The following is a 23,998-nucleotide window of genomic DNA, read 5'->3' on the forward strand; positions in this document are numbered from 1 at the left end:
GTGAAGGTCGAGCGTGCGAGTGTCTTGTTAGTCTACTTTTACTTCACCTAAGCTCGCTCCCTTTGCAAATAAACGCTCGATGTTCTTTTCAATTGACGGATCAGGAATTAGTGGCGGTGCATGGTGCGGTTTGGTTCGGGCATCGATCATCATATTGTCACAGGCCCAGTGCTTGTTTTCATAATAACTATTAACCCCATAAATATCATGTGAAGGATTACTTCGCGTAAACGTCGCCCATAAAAAGTTATGAAGAGAACCACTTATAAACGAACTGTCATCACAAAGGATTAGCATTGGACAAGTAGGCATATCCCCTTTTGTCTGAATAGTCGAGCTTAACTCGTCTAATTCCTTTTGTGCTTGCTGATAACTTGAAAATTCAGGTCCCTCGATCGCGACAATCCCAGGCATCACTAAACGCGGATTTTTAAAGGCTCTTAAATCCTTCAACGGGTCTGGGACTGCTCTACATAAGTCTCTTTTTTGGTCACCGTAGGCGGCAATAACCACTTTGCTACCTGTATTTAACCCCGTTCCCGAATAATCCAGGGTATCGATGGTTGTATTCGTTTGAAAATGAATGTCACGATGAAGATCGATTCGTTCGAGTATATAGGTTAAGAATTCTACTTCTCGATGGGTATCTAATGGTTGATTCTCTTCGGCCGTGATAAATAAATATTTAGCGAGACTTACATGTCCTGTTCCTAAGATGCGGTTAGCGATGGTGAGAAGCTCGGCCGGTTGTTTGACGTTTTGATACGGCGTGTAGCGTTCGCTTCCGATCGCGAATAGCAAGGGGTGAACACCCGCAACATCTAGAGCATGGACTTCTTTCACACCAGGAATTTCCTGTTTTATCGCATCACCTGTTAACTCATGGATGAGATCGCCGAAAGCAGTATCTTCTTGAGGGGGACGACCAACAACTGTAAACGGCCAGATCCCGTTGGGCTTGGCAAATACTTTATGGACCTTCATCAAAGGAAAAGGATGAATAAGACTATAGTAGCCTAGGTGATCACCAAAAGGACCCTCTGGCTTTGTTTCACCTGGATGCACTTCGCCAGTAATCACAAAATCAGCATCAAGACTAATGCAATAACCGTCAACATAGCTATAACGAAAACGACGTCCAGCAATCAAACCAGCAAACGTCATTTCACTTAGACCCTCTGGTAATGGCATGATCGCTGCCAGGGTATGAGCAGGGGGACCTCCAATAAATATACTCACCTTTAACGGAACACCAAGCTTTTTTGCCTTCTCTTGGTGAATTCCAATCCCACGGTGAATTTGATAATGCAAACCAATTTCTTTATTTATTTCATACTCGTTACCGCTAAGCTGAACACGGTACATGCCCAAATTGCTGTTCATAATCCCAGGCTTTTCGGGGTCTTCTGTATAAACTTGAGGCAAAGTTATAAACGCCCCTCCATCATCTGGCCAATGGTGAATAAGTGGAAGGTCAGAAATTTGTATTTCCTTGAAACCTGTCAAATTCTTATTTGCTTTTTTCCAAGGCAGGGCCTTTGAGGCAGCCAATCCTGTACTAAAATGTTTAAACGGATTTTTCAATGCGTTCATCGGATCATTGCGTAATGCAATCACGTCCTGTGTCGCCCCTAATGTATTACGAAAAATAAACTTACTTCTCTCTAGGTTACCGAATAAATTAGATACCGCACGAAAATTCGAACCTTTTACATTTTCGAATAACAGTGTAGGGCCACCAGCGGCATTGACTCTCATGTGTATAGCTGCCATCTCAAGATTAGGGTCGACTTCTTCACGTATCCGCACCAATTGACCGGCTTTTTCCAAATCGAGAATACATTCTTCTAGAATATGATACATTCTACACTACACCCATTCCTAATAGTAAAGTTTAATTATACACAGTCTAGTGTTCTCTCTCATCAAGCTTCTTATTATAACGCAAACGTATGGGACAACTATTACTTCAATAAATCTTTCCATCGATTTAGGGTTCTCTAGGCAAAAGCCTGAGTTTATAGATACTCATTTGAGTATATATTTCTAAACGGCTTGAAGTTTGAATGATATTAGTAATTCGACTAAGGTTAGTAATTTTGCAAACTCCATCTTCATAAAATAATAGTTTCCCCTTAGCCCCAATTTCAATATCTCTAAGCCAGACCTTTCTTCCCAATCTGTGGAGAGATGCTGGCACTTCAGGTAAAACGCAGTCGTAGACTCCCTCAATAATAGCAACATCCTCGTTCATATAGCTTCCCCCTGTAAACCTATCACGGCGAACCTTAAATTAATTGTCTTCTCAACATATAACAATGTCTCATTTCAGAACTCAAATATTGGCAAAGCTTTATTACCAAAGCTTGACCTTCAATTCGTCCATGCAACCATTCTTCTGAAGGCCATGACATATCCCTTCTGTTGCCCTTTTTTTCTGCCTTGGTAAACGGTAAAAAAAGGAGATAACGGTTTTAGGCTGAGGTAACTATTCTCAGGGAACCAAAAAGTGTTTTCCTATAGCCGATGGTTCTTTCAATAATTCGAAATACTTATCATCTGCCCTACCAAAAGCAACAATTGGAGCCTCAAAGATTTCCATACCAACAACCGTCTCTGAAAGCGCAATTTCCTGAGGTATAAGATTATACAGGGAGTTTTCCATAAAATATGTAGCCATATTGATGATGTCCTGCTTATCCATGCTACCTCCTTAACGAAACTCGTTTACATTATAAATTAAACAGATTAGGCACGCGGAACGACAGTTCCATCGAATAGAATCTATATCGGGTTACTTACCTAAGACAACTGGGAATCCTATATACTCTGATATGTATCCTATTTGCTTATCTGACAGTGAAGTAAACTCAGTGTTTTTAGTTGATGTGAATACACAGGTCCCCACAATCCAACCTGTTCGATCATCATAAAAATTGTTTTCTAATCCTTGCGATACACCCTTTTCGTTACATATGCATACTATATCATCTGTTATCGGTACAATCTCAATAAACTCTCCAACTAACTCTTGTAAGTCCTCAAGAGTGCCTTCAATCTCCTTCAACTGTAAAGGCTGATTGACCGGTTCTCTGACTAATACTCTCATTCCAATTACCCTCCCATAAGATTTTTAAAACGTTCTACTATACAGAATACAACAAATTACGTGTGTATTCCAATCTTTAATACGAGTGGAGAGCATCATGGCGAAACACAAACGCCAAGCTTGGGCTCCCTGAGCTGCGTATTATGGCATTTTGCTAAGTATTCTGTATATTCAGCAAACTTGTCTTGAAACTATGCTTACTCAAGCTTATAATAAGTAGTAAATAACACCAAAAAAGAGTACTCGTTGCTGCTAATGTCAGGCCGACGGGTACTCTTTCCATTTATGCCTCCATACATGTAAGTTCTCTAACCCCGAACGCCCTCCAGAATCTCTCTTCTAGTGATTCCTTTATGTTGACTTCCGTGACGTTAAAAACTTGGTCCCCTGTACTTTGTCCGTTTCCGAACTCATATCCTCCCACTGTTGCAAAAATAATCAAAAGCAAAGGCACCAGACCGTCGAGGAAGGGTTACAACCGGTACAACCGGATATGTAACCCTTCTTGGTTTCTTATTTGGTTTCTTATTTGGTTTCTTATTTGGTTTCCTATTTGTTTAGTTAATTGAGTATCTTAAATCTTACGCGATTGAAGTATGGGTCGAAAATTAAGATATCCATTTGTGGCAGACCGAAAGGTCTAGAATATTATGCAATATAATGGAAAAGGAGGATGTGCAGATGTTAATATTTGGTTGTGGTATTGCTATCGTAGTTGTGGCTATTCTTATGCTTATTGCTTTGGGCCTTGTATTCTAATAAAATCTTTCAATCATTGAACGCGGCCACTAGGAGTGGAAAAAACGTTGCAGTGATATGTATTTGGAATACTTGCCCATGTCCGGGTATTTAATTAGGCTCAGCCAAATTATAGCTGAGCCTCTACTATGATCGTTTATAGGTGAAAAAAGTTGTCTTGGCCGTTACAATTTCTCAGTTACTAAATCAAAGCCTTCAAGCGTGGCCGTATCATCGATTCGAATCATCAAATATCGTATACCATCCTTGGTTACTTGCTTGACGTTTTTTAGATCTTGTGGACCGATCGAAATCACCGCTGTGTTATTGTCAATTTTAATCGACTTCGTTGCATAATTTGGGGTAATACTCGATGCTTTAAACTCGTAGTTCTCCCCACCCATAATTCCCAGAAACGAGGATCTAAACTTATCTTCGGTATTAATTCCGCTATTTTCTAAAATCCTCTCCATATCTTTCAAACCTATCATAGCAACTTCTCCACTTTCAGCCTCTACGTCAAGCCGACGACCAAGTTCCTCATAAATGCTCGAAACAACTTCAGGTTCAATTTCCGTTCCTACAATCTCTCGAACAACTTCTAGAAAACGCTCTTTGTCAGCCTTCGCTGTTGATTTAAATTCACAATCTAGAACGTTTTCAACAAACAACGGATTGGGCTTATTATCATTTTTGGTAAAATAAACAACCTTATCAGTTTCTGCTGCATTGTCGCTAAACGAAGGGAACATAAAGCCCTCAATAGGAGCCTCTGTATTAATAGTAACGTTCATAGGAAGGTTAGTTTTGAACTCTCTATCTTCAAAATCAAATTTAAGCAACTTTTTAGGAATAATAATAGGACAGATACTACCTATGAAAAATTCCATAGTATAAGCTTCGGCACCATCTTCAAGTTCGTTATTTTTATTCGCAACTGGTTTATAGGTCTCTCCCCGTACAAAGCTGATCATAAAATCCTTCTCATAGATTTCACACGTTTCTTCAATAATTTTATGCACAATAGTTAATGTCGCTTCTCTAAAATTCTTTGTACGCAAAGTATGAAACATATGCTTTTGAGTTATATTTTCCCCCAGTTTATTGTCTTTGAACTCTAATTCAAAAATTTTAGAATCAATCTTCCCTGACAATACCTTTTTAAAGTTTTTTAAATACAATTCTTTTCTTTCCTCGTCCATCATATCAAAGTATAATTCCTCTGAACAAAGGATGTCCTTGCTTTCATGTTTGATATAATAACTGCAAATTTCTTGCATTTTCAATTTTGAGTTGTTTATTTTTAGTTCTCTGCGGATGCCGGCAATATCTTCCTTGTTCATGCATCTATCTCCCTTTTATCAATCGTAGGCAGAACTCTCCTGCCTCTTCATTAAAAATAATTTAAAACAATGTCAGCTTGAGTTAATCTGTAAAACCCAATGACTGATAATTCGAGCTATACCTACAGATTCTATACTAAGTATACAATATTCGCCATGTTTTCTTCTTTTCCTTCCATATACACAAGTAATCCTTGAGAAATAGAAAACCAGACCGCACAATACGATCTGGCAATAATCTCAGTGGCTTATGAAAAGAGCAGCGCTGGTGGACTGACAGGGGACAAGATAAAGATCTTACCTAAGGACAATTCAACTTCATAACTCATCAGTCTAGGGTTTAGGGCTTTTTCTTAGCGCCTAAATAGCAACAACACATATTTATCTCTGAGGTGTCTCGTTCATTTTGAAGTAGGGGCATTTAGACTCTCTGCATCCATGAGGGTGACGTGAACTGTGAGTACAAATAATTGCTTCACTAGGCGAAGACAAGGATACACTAAGATACTCTTTAGCTGATTTAATGCCCTGGCTAAGTGCAGTCCAGACAAAATTCTTACAACAGCATGGACCAGTTTGGTCAGCGATAGCATTAACTATCTTGCCTACAACCTTCATTGTTACTGCTGTTTCTTGGTCTTTGGGACATGATGCACCCATAATAATACTAAAACACGCCCCGATTGCGGGCGCAACGCCACAAACACCAGTTAGACCACAGTATCCCCCTATTGCCTGTTTTTTGGTTCTGTGGAGTGCTTCAATAATGTGTTTGTTAGAAATTTCAATTGTACCTTCATTCTTTAAGGATGCCATCAAAGCACCGCAAGCAATCCAAGCATTTTCGCAACCTAGCATAGGTGCTTGGTCTTTGAGAGACATCAGCGTTTCTGCAATTTCTAATGGGTTCTCGGATTTTGTGGTTAAAACATAGTTTTTGATAGTCTCAAAGACATCTTTGCCATGACAGTCATCACAAATATAATGACCATTAGTACATGAAATGTTAGCAAGCTCAATTTTACAACAACGGGAACATGTGAGTTCCTTACTCTCATTGAAATATTCTAATTTACTACCACATACTTGGCAGTTCTCCGTATTGCTCTCTTTTTGATGCTGACCAGCATCACTTTCACTGCCTCAACAACTAGCTGTCGAGGCAACGATAACTTCTGAGCTTATAGTCATAAACATCACCCCATTTTTAACGTTTGATTTAAGAAATACTTTCTATTTTTTAATTCGAAAATCCTGCTTTTATGACTTATTGTTTAGAAAGTAGTGACAATTCCCCTATGCTTCAATAGCGCGATAGAGCCATGAGCATTTGTGCCAGATTAATCAAGAGCGGCCGTACAATAGCAGCATCGACACCCGTAATCATTTTTTCCTGCACTTTTGTCTTCGGTACGGAAGCAAACGCTTCTTCAAATGCTCTTATCCTGTCAGTTACAATGGTAAGGTACGCTCTAAATTTTGCGAGCAGAACATTATTACCAGCAATACTTCCTTGTTTCAGCGCCGTCTCTAATTCGGAACTGACAGCTGCCAACTGATCTGCCCCAATATTGGCAGCCACCCCTTTTACAGTGTGTGCCAGTCTGCCCGCCGTCGTGTAATCGCCTTTTGATAAAGCAGTGTTAATGTTATCCAGAGTGTCGACATTACTAGCGCGAAATTGGAGGAGAAGCTTCTTATAAAGTTTCTGGTTGCCGCCCACCCTGGCCAATCCGCGAACGAGCATTATACCTGGCATTTCCGGCCAGAGATGATCGTCCGTATTGTGCGCTCCATCACCTTATTTTCAAGTTTATTATTAAACTTATTAATTTCATCTTCAATTCTTTTACGTTCTTCAAGTTCTTCTGCAAACTTTGCATTCCTTTCTTCTAATTTAGCATTAGTCACTTCAAGTCGAGCTGTTCTCTTCAATATTTTTTGTTCAAGTTCACCATTCGTTTTATCCAAGCGATAATAACTGAATAGTACGTAGAAATTACAAAGGCAATGGCTACTTGCCACCAACCAATCCACTCTGTTTTCTTATGCATGCGTGCGTAAGATAACGGTGCAGAACCACGATATTTATGACCCATTGTAAATTCCAGAATAAGAAGTGGAATACCGGCAGTTAAAAGTGCAAATAAGTACGGAATGAAAAATGCGCCTCCACCATTATCATAGCAGTATTTTTTCAGTGTATAACGAATTATGGCATACAGCATTAATAAAAGTAGTGCGCCTAAGAACTCTAGGCGCACTACTTTTTAATACTTTTTGTTAAGCTTTAGTTTTTTTCTTAGTATCGTCCAATACTGAATCTACAGCAGCACTTATCGTCTCGTTGCTTAATCCTTGACCCTCTGGCAGACCCTTTACGTCAATGTTGATGTTCTTGGTTGTCTTGGCGTCGAATGTGTTTGCCTTCATTACATCCATAAGGTCAAACCCAATCGTTTCCTTTAGTGCCTCCGTTACTGCCTTAAGTCCCCCCACTGTGTATCTCGCTACTTCAGATGTTCCCTCCGAACCGCCGCCACCAATGATTGTGATTTTATCAATTCGAGATAGAGGCTCAGCAACTGCTCTAGCGATTTCAGGAAGTTTCTCAATAACCATCTGGAGTTTACCAGCCTCGTTCATTTTTGCAAGTGCTTCAGCTTTCTCCGCAAGTGCATCAGCCTCAGCTAACCCCTTCGCCCTTATGGCGCCAGCTTCCGCTTTACCCACAGCCTCAATGACACTAGCCTGAGCCTCACCCTCTAAGCGGAGTTTTTCCGCCTCGGCTTCAGCCGCTTTAACTTGCTCAAACTTTCTTCCTTCTGCCTCTAATAGTTGTTTTTGTCTTGCCGCTTCAGCAGGTTTCACAACTGTCTCTGATAGCTCAGCTTCTTTTCTTTCAGCCCTCTTCTTAGCAAGCTCGATGTTCTTCTCTTCAGTGATGATTAGAACCTGTACTTGCGCTTCAGCTACTTCCTTATCACGTTGTTTTTCAAGCACAAGTGCATCCATTTCAGTATTCTTAACTTCTTTAGATGTAATGTTTTTCTGAATTTGATAGGCCGCATCCGCTACGGCTTTCTGTGTTTCTTGGTCTCTCTTGTACGCGAGTATTTTTAACTCTTTATCTTTTTCTGCCTCAGCAATTTGAGCCTCAGCCCCCAACTCTGCCTGTTTACCAAGTTTACGAGCCTCTGCCGTTTTAATTTGCTGTTCTCTAAGAGCGTCTGCAGTACGAATTTCACGTTCTTTAGCCGCTTCAGCTTCCGCAATAGCCGCAGATGATTTAACCTTTGCGATTTGTTCTTTACCTAGAGCCTCAATGTATCCTTCATCATCCGAGATGTCATTGATCGTGAATGATTTGAGCTCAAGACCCATTTCACCCAGTTCGGTCCCTGCTACTTGTTGTACTTTGGCTGAAAAACTTTCCCTATCATTGTAGATATCCTCGACGCTCATGGATGATACAATTTCACGAAGCTTACCTTTACATATTTCAGATGCTTGGGTTCTGATTGTAGTTAATGTTTGCTCTTCTCGTGCAGAGTTAAACTGTTGCACAGCTGCTAAAATGCTATTTTGATCATTCTTGACCTTAATTACAACAATGCCCTCTGCATTAAGTGGTACCCCTAAAGCCGTCTTAGTTTGTCTGATTTCTACAGGAAACATAATGTTCTCAAGTGTAATTACATCCATTCTCTGTATAATCGGGATTACCATAGTACCACCACCAGTTACTACCTTAGGCTTGCCTAACCCTACAATTACAGCCGCTTTGTCTGACGGTATTTTTTTCCAAGTACTCAATACCGCCCCGATGATCACAATAAGACCTAACAAGATTATCCCTACAACCCCAAAGACCGAACTAAACATTAAATCTACCTCCACTTCATTTGTCTACTCGTATAACGGGTGCACATAATAAATATTTGCAGCAGTATCAACCCCTGTGATTAGAACTTCTGTCCCTTGGTCTATCCTACCAGTATCGTCAAGTTTATAGAACTCACATACTCTAGCCCTGTAGGATATGGCTGCCCCAGTACTATCCAACACTGATACAATACCATCACTATCCTGTGTCACCCTCAACGTTAATTTCCCTACAGACCCCACTATCTCAGCACTCGTTATTGCTAAAGGATTATTACGTTTTAACTTAACTATTACATATTTGTATAACATCAAATAAGCTACGAATGATACTAACACTAACAACGCAATAATTACTACTGTGAATAGCGTATTCATCATGTATGGCGCAAACAATCTTCCAAGCGACCCAAAAACAATCAATGCAAAACATGTACACATTAAATTGAATGGCACGAGACCATGAAAATCATGGTCTGTATCCAAGTCAAAATCCACATCGAATATTGACCCAAATACACCTGTTAACAGACTTAGTATAGGTACAACAAACCCCGTTAGTAAACATACATTGAATAGGCTCGTCATGGTATCAATAATCAAGCTACCTCCTCCCTTGTTTATGTAAATTCTACAGCTGTAGCTATAATGATTGCTGAACGTGGCACAGTGTCCGTTCTAAGTATTTCAAGTGTTCCCCCAAAAAATCACTTAACTTCTTCAGCCCTACTCCATCCTTTGGTTGATTCTGTGTGGGGGATACTCTTATAATACACCAAATCAGCCCAAAGAAGGTGGATAAATCCAATTAATTTCCCCTTACTACTGTCTGATATATAGAGTATAAAAGTGATTAAAAGGTTACAAGTAATTAGCGTAAATTATAAAATTATAGAAGTTGGTCTTGTCTACATTAATCTCAACAGGATATCCACTTGCATAGCATCATGCGAATTAGGTCATCATACAAAGGCAGTCGTATTTGAATAGGAGGGATTACATTGGCTAAACCGGATAATCGGGCGGATAATGAGGTGCACCTGCAAGAACATATTAACCACACTCTAGATAAATTGCATGATGCTGAGGATTACCTTGATGAGCATGCAGATGAGATTAAAGCTGATGAGAAGCAGGCTATTGAAGCTAAAAATGATCGACGCAAAGAAAGTATTGACTATTTCATAGCGGAAAAAAGAGACGAAGCTCAACACTAAAAGCGGGAATGTATCTAGCGTTCCATTTAAAAATTCAGTCTCAATACTATTTCAATTTATGGATACTGGGAAGCTAAAGACCCTGCCTCACTGAATGCACTTCATTGAGGCAGGGTCTTTCCTGTTCAAATTTTAACATCTTGCTTTGAGATTTTCTGAATGGAACTGGGGATAGCAGTAGGCAGCTGACCTTCCTCTTGACCCTTAAGTGTAATTTGATTTCTAACTTCGGTAATATCGGGGTAGAGTGTAAACCGTGTAACTCCGTAGCGTTTTAACTGTTCTGAAATTAAGGGAATGCTTGCTGCAGCGACACAAATCTCGATGAGATAGTTTGATGCGTCCGGGAAGAGATTCTGCAATTGAATCTCCTTATCATGGGGGAACACAGTGAAAACTCCACGCTGAGCGACAATGTGAGGCATTATCTACAGCATTCAATGAACATGATGAATAGTATAATCAAGAACCTTCTCAGTCTTATGGGATTCTAAATGAGGAGGTGAACATGATGCTTGTTGGGCTATTAGGATTATTAGCTTTTTTAGTTGCATTATGGCTATTGATTTCTCCATGGTTCTTAACAAGAATCGTTGCACCAGTAACAGCTTAATGGTTTGCCTAGGTTAAATCCTAGGCTTTTTCATTGGGCCAGATATCAGTGATGAACTTTCTGAACCCAATCTCATCAACACATCGATTTCTATAGTTATGCGTTTATATGTATAAACAAGCATGAGCCGATTGAATATCGAACCCATACAGCCTTAAGTTTCCTTCACTCGCATTGACTGCAGCAACGAATGTCTGTGTGGTGCAGTTCATTTGGCATATAAACTTGACTGGTCTTTATACAATTGCTTACGCACTACCCCCATAAAAACAACTGCTTTACGTATATAGTTATAAGATAGTCTAATGGTTTTGGTACATATTGATGATGACATTCATCAATATCAGGAGTCTAAAGAAAAGGAAAATAATGACAAATATATACTCCAAGAGCAAGAACTCTATTCCTGAAACCGAACATATGAAGCTTTAATCTTGACGACCTGATACATGAATGATGAGGATTCTTAAGCGAAAGGGAGATTGATTTGTTTGAAAAGAGGTTCTTTGCTAGTTGTTGATGACAATTTGGAATTCGAAGACTTTTGGAAGAGTTTTTTTCCGCTAAAGGTTACACTGTAGTTACGGCTGCTTCGGGACTTGAAGCAATAACATCAGCTCAAAAGAAGCTACCTGATCTAGTTCTGACTGACATTAAAATGCCGGGTATGAATGGCTTAGTACTTCGGGACAAATTACTACTTTTAGACAAAAATATCCGATTCATTTTTATATCTGCGTATACAGATAATCAAGAGATTACCGAAATAGAATGCGGAAAAGATTACTTATTACCTAAGCCATTTGATTTAGAACAACTGCGCTTGATTGTTGTACGCCTACTGAAAAGAGTACTACTCTTTCACTTTGAGTAAGTTCATTGAGAATCATGCGTTGTCGAGTTGTCTTTTTAATTTTCCGAACCCAATATACATACTAATTCGCCATGGTAGGATCATGCTAAAGGCCAAGATGAAGAAAATGCCGCTCATTTGGGCAGGATCGATTTGAATGGCCTCAGCAAGGATAATTTTCCCGATCATACGCAAAGCGACTAAGCCTATCAAGGCTACTAAAAACAACTTTGATCTTTGGAGATAGATTTGGTTGTCCCGAATTTCAAATTTAGAAGTTTTTATTAAGATGATCGAGAAAAGCATTCCCATCACAATGGAACTTAAGAGTTCAGGTAACGTTGGTCTAAACATGGGTAGGATAAACATACTCGCACCAGTTGCCATGAAAAGTGGCGGTAAAATAATTTTTTTCGCTACTGCCGGTTTTTTTGTGTTTCTCAATCGTACCAAATTGACGACAACAACCATTAACAACGACACAACAATTGATGCAATGACTAAAAACTGTTTTGTGAACATAATTATCCCTTCTATCGTTCTGTTTTACACCTAATAGTAATCTAACTCTTTGCTTTTATCAATAAAGCAAAGAGTTAGATTTTAGCAGACTTAAAGAGATAATTAGCTCTTCTATCTGGCTTCCTATTGTTCAATTTTTTAAAAACCTGTTTTAAGTGATATCTTTACTAGAAAATTTTCGTATCGCCAGCGCTACAAACCCGAGCATGTAGATGGCAATATAGACAAACATCCATAGACTTGCTGGTTTGCCACTGCCTGATAAACTGGCGGCAGACATTGCACTTGCTGCCAGCTCAGAATTTGGAACCATGACGCGTTCCATCGTGCTATAAATCGTTTGGAAAGGGGAAACCAAGCTAATAAAAATTCCAGTACCAATGACTGAGTTGTTATTCACGTACTGCCCAATCATCTCGACCATTCCACCAACATTACCAAGAATGCAAATGAAGATCATTAAGATTCCATTGGACACTGCTTTTAAAGACACAGATCCAAACAAGGTTAGGCAAAGGACTGCGACTGGCAGCAAAAGATAGAGCAACCATCCTGTCATGGTCCATTTTAGAGTTGAAAAGTGCCATCAAATTGTAAATTTTTCAGGCTCCTACAATGATTTTAAATAATGCTCCAGTCGGTCTTCCAACGTCGGTGGTATCCGAAAAGCTTACCTTGACAATCGCTTTGCCGCATTTGTAACAGTAAGGATTTTTAATTTGGCGGATAAAGTCCCTGATCCTTTCGGACTGGGGCAGATTTTTGTCTATTTTCACAGCGCAGATATCCACCAGCGTAGCCGGATCAACCGTACGTATATCAACATTTCGCCTGGCCTCCCAATCAAGCCTCGATACATTGTCCATTGCTTACCCCTTTCTTTTCAGCGTAAAAAGTCGTTCGTCTTTTCGCTTGGCAATTTAGGCATTAAGGCTTTAGTACCTCTCCATTTCTTCGTCGTCTTATTTTCTCTGGTGACCGGAGATATTGGTTCGGGTAAATCGACCGCGATTCGTACTTTGGCAAGCTCTATGGACCCAAGTCGTTACCGCTTTGTTTATTTATCCGAATCCCGGATGAGCCCTCGGATCTTTTACCAAGAAGTCCTCTACCAACTCGATACGGAACCTGGCTTTCTTCAGGCTACCGCCTAACGTCGCTTTGTGGTAGTGGCAGTCTCTGGTTGTGGATTGTAAGCCATAGGCTTCTGTGAGCTGTTAATAAAATCTGACCCTTTCTTGATATTGGCTGAGCTGTATTCATGTTGATCTTCCTTACTCTGCTAAAGTCATTTAGCCATTTCATAATTACGGAAAATGGTTCCGCCCAATAGCATCGAGACTACGAAAGATCCAATTAACCAGATAACCCAATAACTTTGAATGATAAGAAGGTACCGACAACAAGTGACCGCACGTATGAAGGTTCCACCGTGTTTTAACTACCCGATAATATGCTTACAATTGACAAAGACGGTAACGTGAACTACGAATAAATCACTCAATCAAGGGACACCGCATGCTTGCGGTGCCCCTTGATTGTTGGTAAAGCTCTCTCTATTTTATAGCGCCCAGCATTTTTCCCATTGAAGCATAAGTCATAGGTCCCACGATTTTTTCTCGGATCACACCTTGGGTATCAATAATGAAACTGGCAGGAATCGATGATACATTGTACAACCGGGCTATATCACCGTTTTCATCCATCAGCACAGGAAAGGTAATGCCAAACGTTTTCATAAAGGTCGGAAGATCCTCTCGACTCTTTTCCGCTGTGGTCAGATTAACGGCTAGGATTTCAATCCCTTGGTTTTTATTGTCAGTATAATACTTTTCCATTTCTGGCATCTCTTGGCGACAGGGTGGACACCAGGTTGCCCACAGGTTGACTATCACCTTTTTTCCTCTCAGATTGGAAAGTTTCATAGTTTTCCCATCGAAGCTCTTCAATTCGAAATCCGGTGCCAAATTCCCTTTTTCCAGACCGATAATCGACTTCTGGCCTTGCTCCATCGTCGTTGGCAGCCCGACTGAATCAGACTTCGAACTCACATCATATATCCCCCAAATCACCAGTCCGATTAGAACAGCAAGCGCGAAATACTTTTTCATTTTCATCTTCCTTTCTAATGGCTAAAAAGTAAAAGAAGCTAACCAGGCGCTAATCTTCTGCAAATGACCTGTAAATAACAATAGACCCATTCCAATCAGAATCCAGCCGTTAATTAAGGATAGAAATCCCAAAGATTATGCTAAAACCCATAATAAAGCTGAGAGAACGAGCCAGCAACAAACGTTTGGAAACCTCTATCCTATTGGTTCCAGGTGTTGAACCAGTAAGATTGGCAACATAAGCAGGAATTAACGGAAAGATACACGGTGACAAAAACGATAAAATCCCTGCCGTAAAAGCAAATAAAACTGAGACGCTTTCCACTAAACTCCCCCCTTGCCAATTTTTACATTCTATCCTCAGGGTCTTTTTTTATTCAGGATGTAGGGCATAACTTCGTTGCGACAAGGCTAGAGGATGTCTAATCTAAAATTATAGCTTCTTTTGGGGATAATAAGGGCACTCCGCTTTAAGACATTGTTGATTACGCCAAAAATCTTTACATATCGGAGTGGCATGAGCCTCTTGGGGGAATATGGCAACCTCTTCGCGTTCCAAAATATCAATGGCTGCAAGAAGTGCCGAATAGGTGCTTCGTTTACAACAACGCGGACCTCCGTAAGCTCCGACCCGTTGTAGAATATCTGCAGTATCTCGATTGGTTTCACCCCAACCTTCTTTAGTGAGTGCTGTTAACCGCCGCAAGACACTTAGCCCTATACCTGCTCCGATAGCCACCCCGCAGCTACCCCAACTGCCGCAGATGCCGCCCGGTAATTGCCTGGAACGAACGATGGCATCCTGAATTTGGGCAGGTTCGATGGCTATCCCTAAATTGCGCAGGGTTGCCAGAAGGGTGGCCGGTATTAATTGATGGTGTTCAGGACCGTGCATATGAAAAGCCGGTGTCCCCATAATTTCCCTAGCCAATTCAATTGGGTTAGTCTGAGTGGTTTTCTCTACGACAATTTCGATCATTTGTGAGGCGTCAGCTCGATGGCATTCATCACAAATAAAATGACCGTCCGGGCAGATGATACTGCTATGTTGCTCTTTACCGCAGTACGTACATTTTTGCAGGGTACCAGTTTCAGCATAGATAAGTTCCTTGCCACAAATCAGGCAACCTTCAGAATGTTTAATCGGTTCCCCTGCAACAGTTGTTTGGTCTTTAAACTCTATCAAAATAAGTCACCTCTTGACAATGCAGTTACCTCTACCCCCTATAGGTAGATAGTTTAGTATATCATATTAGTAAGTAAAATATAACTTACTCATTACTTTTCCTAAAAAAACCCGCCAATCTCAGTGCCCTTTTGCACTAAATTGGCGGCCAATTTTTAGAGGTATTCTCGATTTTAGTCTATTTGCCTGATTGTTCACTTATAGGGTCAGCACTTCAAGTGAACCTAAGCGCTGAAGCCATAAACCCGTGGAAATTGTTTTACCAATGACAATTTCACCCTCAATGTGATACCATTCGACGGCCGCCTTGCAAAGGGCTAGTTCTACTCCGTCCTCTTGGAGTTGCTGCAAAGACTCCAACACCTGCGAATCTTTCGTCGCGAGGTAGACACCATCTCCCATAAAAAAGATGGTTTTCGGCTTAATTTGCTGTTTAGACAACATCTTGAGAAAGCCTCGCATCATTTTGTGTCCGAGTTCTGGATCTCCCTCTCCCATCCGTGCCCCTTTAAGAACCAGCATTTTGTCAGCTAGTGATGCCATGTTGTATTCGTGCCTCCTCTTGACTAAGTGTTTCCCCGTAAAACTTGGACAGAATGATGATCGAGCACACGATCTTTCACCACTAACGTCGTTACAGGTGCGGTACAGGTCGATTGTAAGACAATATCGTGGCCTAAACAGAGTCCCAGCTGAACAACAAGATCTACTTTCGCGATATTAAGCAAGTTTCCCTGAGCTATAGGATTACAAATCGAGGCGAATTTATCAGGATGGGCTTTCGGCAATCCTATCTCACTGTAATCCACTGCGCCAACCCGACAGCAAACAGGCACTGCTTCAAGCTGCTCGCTTATTAAAAGTTTGGCGAGGGACTGCGCCTCATGAAGGAGGCTAACACAAAAAGCTAGCCCGATCCGCTGATAACCCATTTTATGCGCGTAAAATATCAACTCTTCAACACGGTTGCGCAAAACCCGCTCAGGAGTAAAAGGAGTCTCATCTGCTACCTGCATCAGCGTCTGAAGTGGGTCCGAAAGATAGGCTGTAATATCCGTAGTCAGCTCTTGATGGGTCAAAGTTGGGCAAGTCTTAGGCATCCGCTCTTGCACCCCTTTAAAACTTGCTGCCGTTTTACAAGTCAGGCAGCCATAACTTTCAGGATGTTTTTCTTCCACCGTTGACACCCCTTAATAACCCATCCTCAGTAGATCATCGCCATAGTATGCCAGGCCTATTGTTAACAGGTCTTTTATGGGATGACAATCTGGAGCTAGAACTCTCCCGTGTTTATTTTTTGCCACGGTACCACACCCTCCGCCACAAATCAGGCTGACTTCACAGGTCTGGCATTCAGGGATCGTCAAAACACTTCGTTCCTGCCATTCTTTCACTTCATCGTCGTTGATTGCATACTCTGGGAAATACGTACCAAGCTTAAATTCGTCTTGCCCAGTGGTTGCCGTGCACCCATATATATCGCCGTAGAGATCAAAGACCCATTCTGTTTTGCAGGCTGGGCAAGTGTCGTACGATGGTAAGTAAAGTTCACCTGTCTGAACAAGATGATTAATGCCCTTAAACTCTGGACTAGTGAACTTCTTTAAAATGGGATGCTCTTCTGCCAACTTAACGAACATAGCCCAGTGTTCTGCATGTCCCATTAAATGCTCCGGCATTGTGGCTGAACAGTCAAACAGTTGATAGCTACGACCAATTTGTGTTTTAAAACGCTGCGCGGGTAAATCAAGCCAGCCTCTACTGTCTAAGTCTTCAGCAAGGGCCACCAGACCAGGATAATTCGTTTTATCGAGAACCACCCGTAGATTAATGGGGATGCCGCGCCGAACCGCTTCCGTGACCCCGAGCATAATCTTATCATACGTCCCCTGACCGCCTGCAGTCGGACGACGTAGGTCATGGATATCTTGAGGTCCATCTAATGTGATGTGTATTTCTTTGACCGTAGTCTGCTGAAGAATGTCCAAATAGGCGAGCAAGTCGTAACCATTGGTGACTGCCGTGATAGCATATCCCCCTTGGGCGGCCTTTTTTACGATATAATCAATAATTTCTTTCTGTCGGGGTGAGGCATTCAAGGGTTCACCGCCAAATAGGGTAATGAACGGTTTTTGATCGGGGTATATAAGCTTTAGGTGATCAAAGAAGGCATCAGCGACTTCTTGGGTAATAAGTTGTGTCTTGTGTTTAATCCCGTTTTGGTAACAATAGGTGCAAGCAAAGTTGCAACTATAGGTCGGCACAAGGAGAACTTGTGGAGAAGTTTCGTCCAAGGCTTTTTGAAATTCAGGCCAGCGCTCCTCCAAGCGCTTCTTCTCGGCTTGCTCATCACCATAGACATAACCGCGCTGGCTGAGATAATTCAAAAATTCTTCGTCCTCTAAATTGTTCCCTTGCTTTAGAATTTGAAGTTTATCGTACTCCTCAGCTTTCACGAGATCAAACCCACCAGAGAGCGAATTCAGGATCGCATAAGGGAAATCAGGGTTTTTATTCATCGGCAAAATCAGGTTATAACGGCTAAAATACATGCCTTCACTCTTTTCTAATCGTTAATCTTATAATAAAGGCGGCAGAATATTCTGCCGCCAATCGGAATCAATCGTGGCAACCCGCGACGATTTGAGATGATTTTGAGCAGCATTGTGCGACATTTAAGGCTAAGCTCGTACAACAAGTTGAAGACGTTTTGCTGATTGGACGCAATGATTTCACCCCCTTTCCTTAGGACTAGGTTTTTAACGTTTTGTTCCTTGAAACGTACGGCTAATCATATCGTACCCATTCTTGACATAGCGTCGTTCTTTAAAGATCTCGATTCTGTCAAATCCTGAGGATACTAAAACGTCATCATAGTCCTTAACCGTGATAGCCCCCCCAAAACAAGCCGCAATTGCTTCTGGATCCTGTTTAATCTCGGGGGGCAGCGGAGTTTCCGTCATAATGTCTGAAACCACAAATCGCCCGCCGGATTTTAAAACGCGATGAATTTCACGGTAGACAGCCAGCTTATCCTCGACGTGATTTATGGCGCAGTTACTGAGCATAGCATCCACGCTAGTATCCTCCAGCGGAATTTTCTCCATCGAAGCTAGTAAAAAAATCACATTCTCCAGTCCACCTTGCTCCGCACGCTCCCTGGCCCGTTCAAGCATCTTCGGAGTAATGTCCAACCCCCAAGCAAAGCCAGCTTCACCAACCAGAGTTGCAGCTTGTAACGTTTCCTCTCCCCGACCGCATCCGAGATCCAAAACTTTCTCACCCGCATGCAAATCGAGAAAAGCGATATTGCCACCACAACTCAAGTTTGATTTTTCATCCTCTGCTGTATATCTTTTTACAATTTCTAGTACCGTCATACATCTCACCCTTGTTAAATTACATAGCCAGAAGTTTTTCTTTCACTCCTTGAAGTTTCGTACAATCTGAGCAACCCGTACCGGCCCCACCCTCTTTGCACGTCTTGAGACAATTATCGATAGAACTTAAGATAACTTGGACTTCTTCTGGTGTTAGGTCAATAGTACTCATTTTAAAAACCTCCTATAATATAATTTGACTATAGTATAGTGTACCCCAAGCAATCCCCAAAAAGTCCACCTTCGATGGTGAAACCTTCATTGGAGGGTTTCGCCACCGAAGTCTTGATGTTCAACTTTAGTTGAACGAGTTCACTTGCGGCTTGCCAAGTAACGCTCTGCATTCACAGCGGCAACTGCTCCGTCGCCCACTGCCGTAGCTACCTGCCGCACTGTTTTGCTCCGAACATCCCCTGCTGCAAAGACACCGGCTAAATTTGTCCGCATTTCATCATCTGCTTCGACATAGCCCCATGAATTGAGTTTGATTTGTTCCGCAAACGTCTTTGTACGAGGTTGCATGCCGATATAGACAAAAACGCCGTTGGCACTGACCGTGCTCATAGCCTTGGTTTTAATATTTTCAATGACCACACCGACCAAATGCTTTTCTCCGACAATGGACCGTACTTCAGAGTCCCAAATCACGCTCAACTTCTGATTGGCTAGCGCTTCTTCTTGAGCTGTTTTTGATGCTTGGAAGTGATCAAATTGATGGATAATCGTCACGTGTTTAGCGAATTTCGTCAGAAAGACAGCCTCTTCGACTGCCGAGTTTCCACCTCCCACCACGATAACTTCCTCAGCGTCTTGGTACATCGCGCCGTCACAGGTAGCACAGTAGTGGATGCCATTCCCACGATAGGTTGCTTCTCCTTCAGCCTCTAGCCGTCGGGATTCCGCACCTGTTGCTATAATAACCACAGGAGCCTCGTATTCGTTGTCCTCCGTGATGATTTGTTTCAGGTCCCTTGTGAGGTCCAGGCTCAGGACTTCTTGAAGGTCATGGATTTCTGCCCCAAAACTCTTGGCTTGCTCAATCATATTGTGCATCAATTCTTTACCACCGAGAACCCCCGGTGTTCCAGGATAGTTGGCTATGTGATACGTGGTGGCCGCTTGCCCTCCTGCGAGGCCTTCTTCTACAACGATCACGTTTAGTCTTGCTCGAGATGCATACGTAGCCGCCGTTAAGCCGGCAGGCCCTCCTCCCAAAATCAAGACATCAGCACTTACCTTTTTTTTGACAACCTCCTCGGGTTTGATTCCCAGCACACTCTCAAACGCCCGGCGCGCTTGGGTTATGGTGATATACCCGCTCAGACGCTGTCCTACTTCTTCTCCATTGCGAAAAAATAGAACGGTAGGGCTTCCTTTGACTTCAAATTTTAAAGCCAGCGGACGATTTAACTGGCGCGACATCTTAACGAATTTCACATCCGGAAATTTTTCAGACATTCTTATATAGATCGGTGCCAACTGATCACAGGGCGGACAATCCTCAGAATAAAAGTCGAGGGCAAGGACACCCTTAAAGTGTTGTAATTCATCTTCAAACTCAGCTGTTGATAAATGAATGATTCGGTCACTCATTGTCTTTCTCTCCTTTTGGTTAATTAGTCAACGTCATCCCCATATACCCCTGCTGGGTATATGGGGATTTTCTTAATATATTCCCTCCCTTATAATTTGTCAACTATGCTCCCACTATTTTAATACTATTTTATAGTTTCCTCCTCAATCATTAATTATCCAGTTTTCAAGACCAAAATCCCTATAAGTGGGGGTGTCTTCTTCTCTGCAAGACTGCCTCTCAAACACAATCTTCTTTGCAAAAAGGCCCCTTCACTTCCAAAAGCCGACCTATTCCAGCGTGTTCCCCTGTTTTCCTGTTATCCTAAGCAATGGATTTTTCTGGTCTTTTAAGCCAGTGATAGCGTTCGTTGAGTTTGATGAACAGGGCAGCTGCCTGCCCTTGAATGAGAAAGGCCAGTGAGACCATAAGAGCAGCATTGGCCCCAAAGGCTGTGGCGGCTAACCCAATCGAGATGGATAAATTTCGGAGTACAGTGGAAAAGACTAGCGTCTTCCCATCATTCTCCGCGAAGAACCGTCGACCTGTATAAATGGCTATGAGGTAATTTACTGCATAAAACACGATTTGTACCATAAGGGCGATGAAGAAAATATCGAAATGCTCAGCAATGCGCCGAGCGTTCATGCTCATACTAATAAAAATAATTGCCACCATTCCCCAAGTGCTAGCTGCGGGGAGGAACGGTTTGATCTTCTTTTGGAACTCTGCTTGATTCATCATTCGCATAAGCCAGTTATACGTGAATATCCCTGCAATCAAGGGGATCAAAATCACTATGCTGATCGTCTTGAGCGTCAGCAAGATATCCACAGGCACATATTTGCCAACCATTAGATAGAGATACCAAGGGGCCAGGATTGATCCTAGTAATAGCCCACCTGTTGTGAGCTTGATAGCCGCTGGTACATTACCTTTGGCAAGCATTGTAAAAGCAATCGTCATATTGCTAGTTGGTAGTAGTGCCGTAATCGCTAAACCGGCAAAGAGCTGAGGATCCCTCAGCAAAAAGGCTGTGCCTAACCCATAGGCCAACAAGGGTATTAGGATAAAGTTAAGCAAAGCCGCACTAACCATTAAGCGCCCGTGAGAAATGTTGAATATTTCTTGCGGCCTAAATCCGATCATAGTCGGATAAATCATCAGAACCGTTATAGGAAGAACTAGATCCTTCAAAACTAATGTGTTGATGAATAAGCCTGTTATGAAACCTACCAGAAGTATCAAAGGGATTACGAAAGCAATATTCTTAGAGGGCCACATAAAAATTCTTTTTCCCAAATTAGCCTGTACTTCTCTCACGCCATTTTCCTCCTTATACCCGTATGGGGTATTATTAACTATGTTTAGTATAGCACTTATATATACTATAGCAAGCAGTAAAGAAATATTCAGGCGGAAATCAGTTCCTTGTAACTGCATAAAAGTCGGATGCTTGCGAGGAAAAGGAGAATACAGTTAGGATCATAGGCCTATATTTATGCAAAAAACACCTCTTGTCAAATCCACTACTCTATGATAAATGTATAGTAACATCTAATACACACGGGGGGTATATGGGGTATGTCAATGAACGAGAACATTTCTCGCAGAACATTTTTCAAGAGAACAACAGCAGCTGGCTTACTTGGGGCATTGGCGGCAACTGGTCTAAGCAAACCTGTTCAGGCCGCAGGACTGAGTAATGGGAAGCAAATTACTTTAATCGATCTAACGAAGTGCGACGGGTGTAAAAATTATCAAACACCACTTTGTGTTCAAGCATGTGGCAAGCACAATCAGGAACGATTTCCTGAACCCACGAAGCCACTCAAAAATTACTGGCCACAGAAGAAAGTTGAAGACTGGTCGAACAAACGAGATCTGAAAAGCCGCTTGACGCCCTATAATTGGACGTTCGTGGACCATGTCAAAGTTGTGCATAATGGAACAGAACAAGATGTCTATGTTCCACGACGCTGTATGCACTGTGATAATCCAACCTGTTCAAAGCTATGTCCCTTTAGTGCGATCACGAAAGACCCATCGGGAGCCGTGTCCATTGATGACGAATTATGTTTCGGAGGGGCAAAATGCAGGGACGTCTGTCCTTGGGGTATCCCCCAGCGACAGGCGGGTGTGGGAATCTACCTCGATATCGCCCCAGACTTAGCGGGTGGTGGAGTCATGTATAAGTGCGATATGTGCGTTGATCTTTTGGCAGAGGGAAAAAAAACCGCCTGTGTAAGCGTTTGCCCGAAGGGTGCCATCTCAATTGGTCCGAGAGAAGACATGCGAAACCTTGCTTACAAAAAGGCTGAGGAAATCAAGGGCTATGTCTACGGAGATAAAGAAAATGGTGGAACTTCAACCTTATATATTTCTGCCGTTCCATTCGAAAAAATTGATGCTGCGATCAAGGCAGACAAGACGAGTAAAAAAGATGCTGCCCCAGGCCGTCCTGGTATGCCTGTCAATGTCGAAAATTACCTCTCTACGGGAAAAGGAATGTTGATGAGTGCCGTCATGGCCCCCTTTGCAGGAGCCGCTGTGGCTGGTATAACGGCTTATCGAACCATGAAAGGGGATAAAGCAAAACGTATACAGACCAACAAAAACGACCAAGGAGGAGAGAATATCGATGGCCAAGAAACTGAATAACCCAAAGCCGAGTAAAATCTTAAGACAAAGCATGACCAATCGATTTGTCCACTGGACAACAGCCCTTTCGGTCGTGTTGCTGATCATCACGGGCTTAGGACAACTTCCGCTCTACACTCGGTACAATGTTACAAAATTACCCGGCGCAGCATGGCTCGGCGATTATTTCGTCACCATTAATCTTCATTATTGGGGTGCGATGGGGCTCCTATTTGCCGCATCGTTCCATATAATTTATGCCTTCGCTCGCCGAGAGTTTGATATTTTCCCACGTAAAGGAGATATGAAAGACTCCTATCTGATTATTAAAGCTATGCTGACTAAAGGCAAAGAGCCGGCTTCGGATAAATACCTTGCCGAACAACGTGTCGCCTATTTGTTTATCGGACTGAGTCTGCTCTTGTTGATCGTTACCGGTATGATCAAGACCCTAAAGAATGTTCCGGGCGTTGACCTCCCGCTCTCTCTGTTATATTGGAACACTGCCTTGCACAACCTTGGTACAGTCTTAATAATTTTTGGGGTTTTCGGGCACTTAGCGGCATTCCTCCTCAAGGAAAATCGCCCACTTCTTCCCGGAATGTTCTCAGGATCAATTGACCTGGGGTACGTCAAACATCGTCATACCCTTTGGTATACGAAACTACTCAGCAAGGGCGAAATCAACCTAGATGAATCCAAAACCCAATCTAGGGACAGCTCCAGTCAAAACAACCAGAAGCAATCGGAAGTTGGCAAAGCCAGTTCAGTGTAAGCGATAGTCCTGAAAAGAAGTTACATCATAGTATCTCTGGGCGCTTTCAGTGA

The 23,998-nt window shown here is 42.1% G+C and carries 29 protein-coding genes and 2 pseudogenes; 5 read left to right on the plus strand and 26 right to left on the minus strand.

Annotated features, from left to right (window positions below; genetic code table 11):
* Positions 1–27: 27 nt before the first annotated feature.
* The 11 genes and pseudogenes from ACYQ3Q_RS03495 to ACYQ3Q_RS03545 all read right to left on the minus strand — a co-directional run bounded on the left by ACYQ3Q_RS03495 (position 28) and on the right by ACYQ3Q_RS03545 (position 9,678).
* A complete protein-coding gene (locus tag ACYQ3Q_RS03495; protein ID WP_459927275.1) occupies positions 28–1,863 on the minus strand; it encodes a UbiD family decarboxylase in 1,836 nt (611 codons plus the stop codon).
* A gap of 127 nt (positions 1,864–1,990) precedes the next feature.
* Positions 1,991–2,254: a hypothetical protein gene (locus tag ACYQ3Q_RS03500; RefSeq protein ID WP_459927276.1), complete on the minus strand. Its 264-nt coding sequence runs from the start codon at positions 2,252–2,254 to the stop codon at positions 1,991–1,993.
* Positions 2,255–2,494: 240 nt separating this feature from the next.
* Positions 2,495–2,704 (minus strand): hypothetical protein, encoded by a 210-nt coding sequence (locus ACYQ3Q_RS03505; protein ID WP_459927277.1) that lies wholly within the window; start codon positions 2,702–2,704, stop codon positions 2,495–2,497.
* 90 nt (positions 2,705–2,794) lie between these two features.
* Complete coding sequence (locus ACYQ3Q_RS03510; protein WP_459927278.1) at positions 2,795–3,109, minus strand: DUF3846 domain-containing protein; 315 nt, start codon at positions 3,107–3,109, stop codon at positions 2,795–2,797.
* Between the two features lie 923 nt (positions 3,110–4,032).
* On the minus strand, positions 4,033–5,190 hold the full coding sequence (locus ACYQ3Q_RS03515) for a DUF4317 family protein (RefSeq protein ID WP_459927279.1): 1,158 nt from the start codon (positions 5,188–5,190) through the stop codon (positions 4,033–4,035).
* Positions 5,191–5,571: 381 nt separating this feature from the next.
* A complete protein-coding gene (locus ACYQ3Q_RS03520) occupies positions 5,572–6,381 on the minus strand; it encodes a DUF5714 domain-containing protein (protein WP_459927280.1) in 810 nt (269 codons plus the stop codon).
* A 112-nt stretch (positions 6,382–6,493) separates the two neighbouring features.
* Positions 6,494–6,949 (minus strand): Hpt domain-containing protein, encoded by a 456-nt coding sequence (locus tag ACYQ3Q_RS03525; protein ID WP_459927281.1) that lies wholly within the window; start codon positions 6,947–6,949, stop codon positions 6,494–6,496.
* Entirely contained in the window at positions 6,937–7,125 is a 189-nt protein-coding gene (locus ACYQ3Q_RS03530) for a hypothetical protein (RefSeq protein WP_459927282.1), read from the minus strand. Before ACYQ3Q_RS03530 ends, ACYQ3Q_RS03525 begins: the two co-directional genes overlap by 13 nt.
* 32 nt (positions 7,126–7,157) lie before the next feature.
* Positions 7,158–7,376 (minus strand): annotated as a pseudogene (locus tag ACYQ3Q_RS03535) (sodium-dependent transporter); the annotation flags it as partial.
* 97 nt (positions 7,377–7,473) lie between these two features.
* Entirely contained in the window at positions 7,474–9,075 is a 1,602-nt protein-coding gene (locus ACYQ3Q_RS03540; protein WP_459927283.1) for a flotillin family protein, read from the minus strand.
* Positions 9,076–9,099: 24 nt separating this feature from the next.
* A complete protein-coding gene (locus ACYQ3Q_RS03545; RefSeq protein WP_459927284.1) occupies positions 9,100–9,678 on the minus strand; it encodes a hypothetical protein in 579 nt (192 codons plus the stop codon).
* A 398-nt stretch (positions 9,679–10,076) separates the two neighbouring features.
* Here ACYQ3Q_RS03545 and ACYQ3Q_RS03550 point away from each other — a divergent pair, with 398 nt between their 5' ends.
* A complete protein-coding gene (locus ACYQ3Q_RS03550) occupies positions 10,077–10,292 on the plus strand; it encodes a small acid-soluble spore protein Tlp (RefSeq protein WP_459927285.1) in 216 nt (71 codons plus the stop codon).
* Between the two features lie 125 nt (positions 10,293–10,417).
* Here ACYQ3Q_RS03550 and ACYQ3Q_RS03555 read toward each other — a convergent pair whose 3' ends face one another.
* Positions 10,418–10,654, minus strand: coding sequence for a hypothetical protein (locus ACYQ3Q_RS03555; RefSeq protein ID WP_459927286.1), 237 nt, complete (start codon positions 10,652–10,654; stop codon positions 10,418–10,420).
* Between the two features lie 795 nt (positions 10,655–11,449).
* On the opposite strand from ACYQ3Q_RS03555, the gene ACYQ3Q_RS03560 reads away from it, so the two are divergent.
* The gene (locus ACYQ3Q_RS03560) at positions 11,450–11,779 is read left to right on the plus strand and encodes a response regulator (protein WP_459927287.1); all 330 of its coding nucleotides are present in this window, start codon (positions 11,450–11,452) and stop codon (positions 11,777–11,779) included.
* Between the two features lie 12 nt (positions 11,780–11,791).
* Here the strand turns inward: ACYQ3Q_RS03560 and ACYQ3Q_RS03565 are convergent, their stop codons facing one another.
* From ACYQ3Q_RS03565 to ACYQ3Q_RS03575, 3 genes are all read right to left on the minus strand, one after another.
* Positions 11,792–12,280 carry a CcdC family protein gene (locus ACYQ3Q_RS03565; protein ID WP_459927288.1) on the minus strand — a complete coding sequence of 163 codons (489 nt, stop codon included), beginning with the start codon at positions 12,278–12,280 and terminating at the stop codon, positions 11,792–11,794.
* Positions 12,281–12,431: 151 nt separating this feature from the next.
* Entirely contained in the window at positions 12,432–12,839 is a 408-nt protein-coding gene (locus ACYQ3Q_RS03570) for a hypothetical protein (protein WP_459927289.1), read from the minus strand.
* Positions 12,840–12,882: 43 nt separating this feature from the next.
* A complete protein-coding gene (locus ACYQ3Q_RS03575; protein ID WP_459927290.1) occupies positions 12,883–13,146 on the minus strand; it encodes a DUF6870 family protein in 264 nt (87 codons plus the stop codon).
* Between the two features lie 108 nt (positions 13,147–13,254).
* Between ACYQ3Q_RS03575 and ACYQ3Q_RS03580 the strand changes: the two genes are divergently transcribed.
* On the plus strand, positions 13,255–13,434 hold the full coding sequence (locus ACYQ3Q_RS03580) for an AAA family ATPase (RefSeq protein WP_459927291.1): 180 nt from the start codon (positions 13,255–13,257) through the stop codon (positions 13,432–13,434).
* 402 nt (positions 13,435–13,836) lie between these two features.
* Here ACYQ3Q_RS03580 and ACYQ3Q_RS03585 read toward each other — a convergent pair whose 3' ends face one another.
* The 11 genes and pseudogenes from ACYQ3Q_RS03585 to ACYQ3Q_RS03635 form a co-directional block, all read right to left on the minus strand.
* Positions 13,837–14,391, minus strand: coding sequence for a peroxiredoxin family protein (locus ACYQ3Q_RS03585; protein ID WP_459927292.1), 555 nt, complete (start codon positions 14,389–14,391; stop codon positions 13,837–13,839).
* Between the two features lie 109 nt (positions 14,392–14,500).
* Positions 14,501–14,716 carry a cytochrome c biogenesis CcdA family protein gene (locus tag ACYQ3Q_RS03590; protein ID WP_459927293.1) on the minus strand — a complete coding sequence of 72 codons (216 nt, stop codon included), beginning with the start codon at positions 14,714–14,716 and terminating at the stop codon, positions 14,501–14,503.
* A 108-nt stretch (positions 14,717–14,824) separates the two neighbouring features.
* Complete coding sequence (locus ACYQ3Q_RS03595) at positions 14,825–15,577, minus strand: DUF5714 domain-containing protein (RefSeq protein WP_459927294.1); 753 nt, start codon at positions 15,575–15,577, stop codon at positions 14,825–14,827.
* Between the two features lie 198 nt (positions 15,578–15,775).
* Positions 15,776–16,120, minus strand: coding sequence for a DsrE family protein (locus tag ACYQ3Q_RS03600; RefSeq protein ID WP_459927295.1), 345 nt, complete (start codon positions 16,118–16,120; stop codon positions 15,776–15,778).
* A 23-nt stretch (positions 16,121–16,143) separates the two neighbouring features.
* Complete coding sequence (locus ACYQ3Q_RS03605) at positions 16,144–16,755, minus strand: DUF1847 domain-containing protein (RefSeq protein ID WP_459927296.1); 612 nt, start codon at positions 16,753–16,755, stop codon at positions 16,144–16,146.
* Between the two features lie 12 nt (positions 16,756–16,767).
* Positions 16,768–18,129 carry a radical SAM protein gene (locus ACYQ3Q_RS03610; protein WP_459927297.1) on the minus strand — a complete coding sequence of 454 codons (1,362 nt, stop codon included), beginning with the start codon at positions 18,127–18,129 and terminating at the stop codon, positions 16,768–16,770.
* A 207-nt stretch (positions 18,130–18,336) separates the two neighbouring features.
* Positions 18,337–18,957: a methyltransferase domain-containing protein gene (locus ACYQ3Q_RS03615; RefSeq protein ID WP_459927298.1), complete on the minus strand. Its 621-nt coding sequence runs from the start codon at positions 18,955–18,957 to the stop codon at positions 18,337–18,339.
* A 19-nt stretch (positions 18,958–18,976) separates the two neighbouring features.
* Complete coding sequence (locus ACYQ3Q_RS03620) at positions 18,977–19,129, minus strand: hypothetical protein (protein WP_459927299.1); 153 nt, start codon at positions 19,127–19,129, stop codon at positions 18,977–18,979.
* A 140-nt stretch (positions 19,130–19,269) separates the two neighbouring features.
* Positions 19,270–20,223, minus strand: a complete 954-nt coding sequence (gene trxB, locus ACYQ3Q_RS03625; RefSeq protein ID WP_459927571.1) for a thioredoxin-disulfide reductase — start codon at positions 20,221–20,223, stop codon at positions 19,270–19,272.
* 72 nt (positions 20,224–20,295) lie between these two features.
* Positions 20,296–20,550 (minus strand): annotated as a pseudogene (locus ACYQ3Q_RS03630) (thioredoxin family protein); the annotation flags it as partial.
* A gap of 304 nt (positions 20,551–20,854) precedes the next feature.
* Positions 20,855–21,853, minus strand: coding sequence for an arsenic resistance protein (locus tag ACYQ3Q_RS03635; protein WP_459927300.1), 999 nt, complete (start codon positions 21,851–21,853; stop codon positions 20,855–20,857).
* A gap of 267 nt (positions 21,854–22,120) precedes the next feature.
* On the opposite strand from ACYQ3Q_RS03635, the gene ACYQ3Q_RS03640 reads away from it, so the two are divergent.
* A complete protein-coding gene (locus ACYQ3Q_RS03640) occupies positions 22,121–23,191 on the plus strand; it encodes a 4Fe-4S dicluster domain-containing protein (protein ID WP_459927572.1) in 1,071 nt (356 codons plus the stop codon).
* Positions 23,172–23,945, plus strand: coding sequence for a formate dehydrogenase subunit gamma (locus tag ACYQ3Q_RS03645; protein ID WP_459927301.1), 774 nt, complete (start codon positions 23,172–23,174; stop codon positions 23,943–23,945). The genes ACYQ3Q_RS03640 and ACYQ3Q_RS03645 overlap by 20 nt, the downstream gene beginning before the upstream one ends.
* The last annotated feature ends 53 nt before the right edge of the window (positions 23,946–23,998 follow it).

It is taken from the genome of Desulfosporosinus burensis (genome assembly GCF_054657535.1).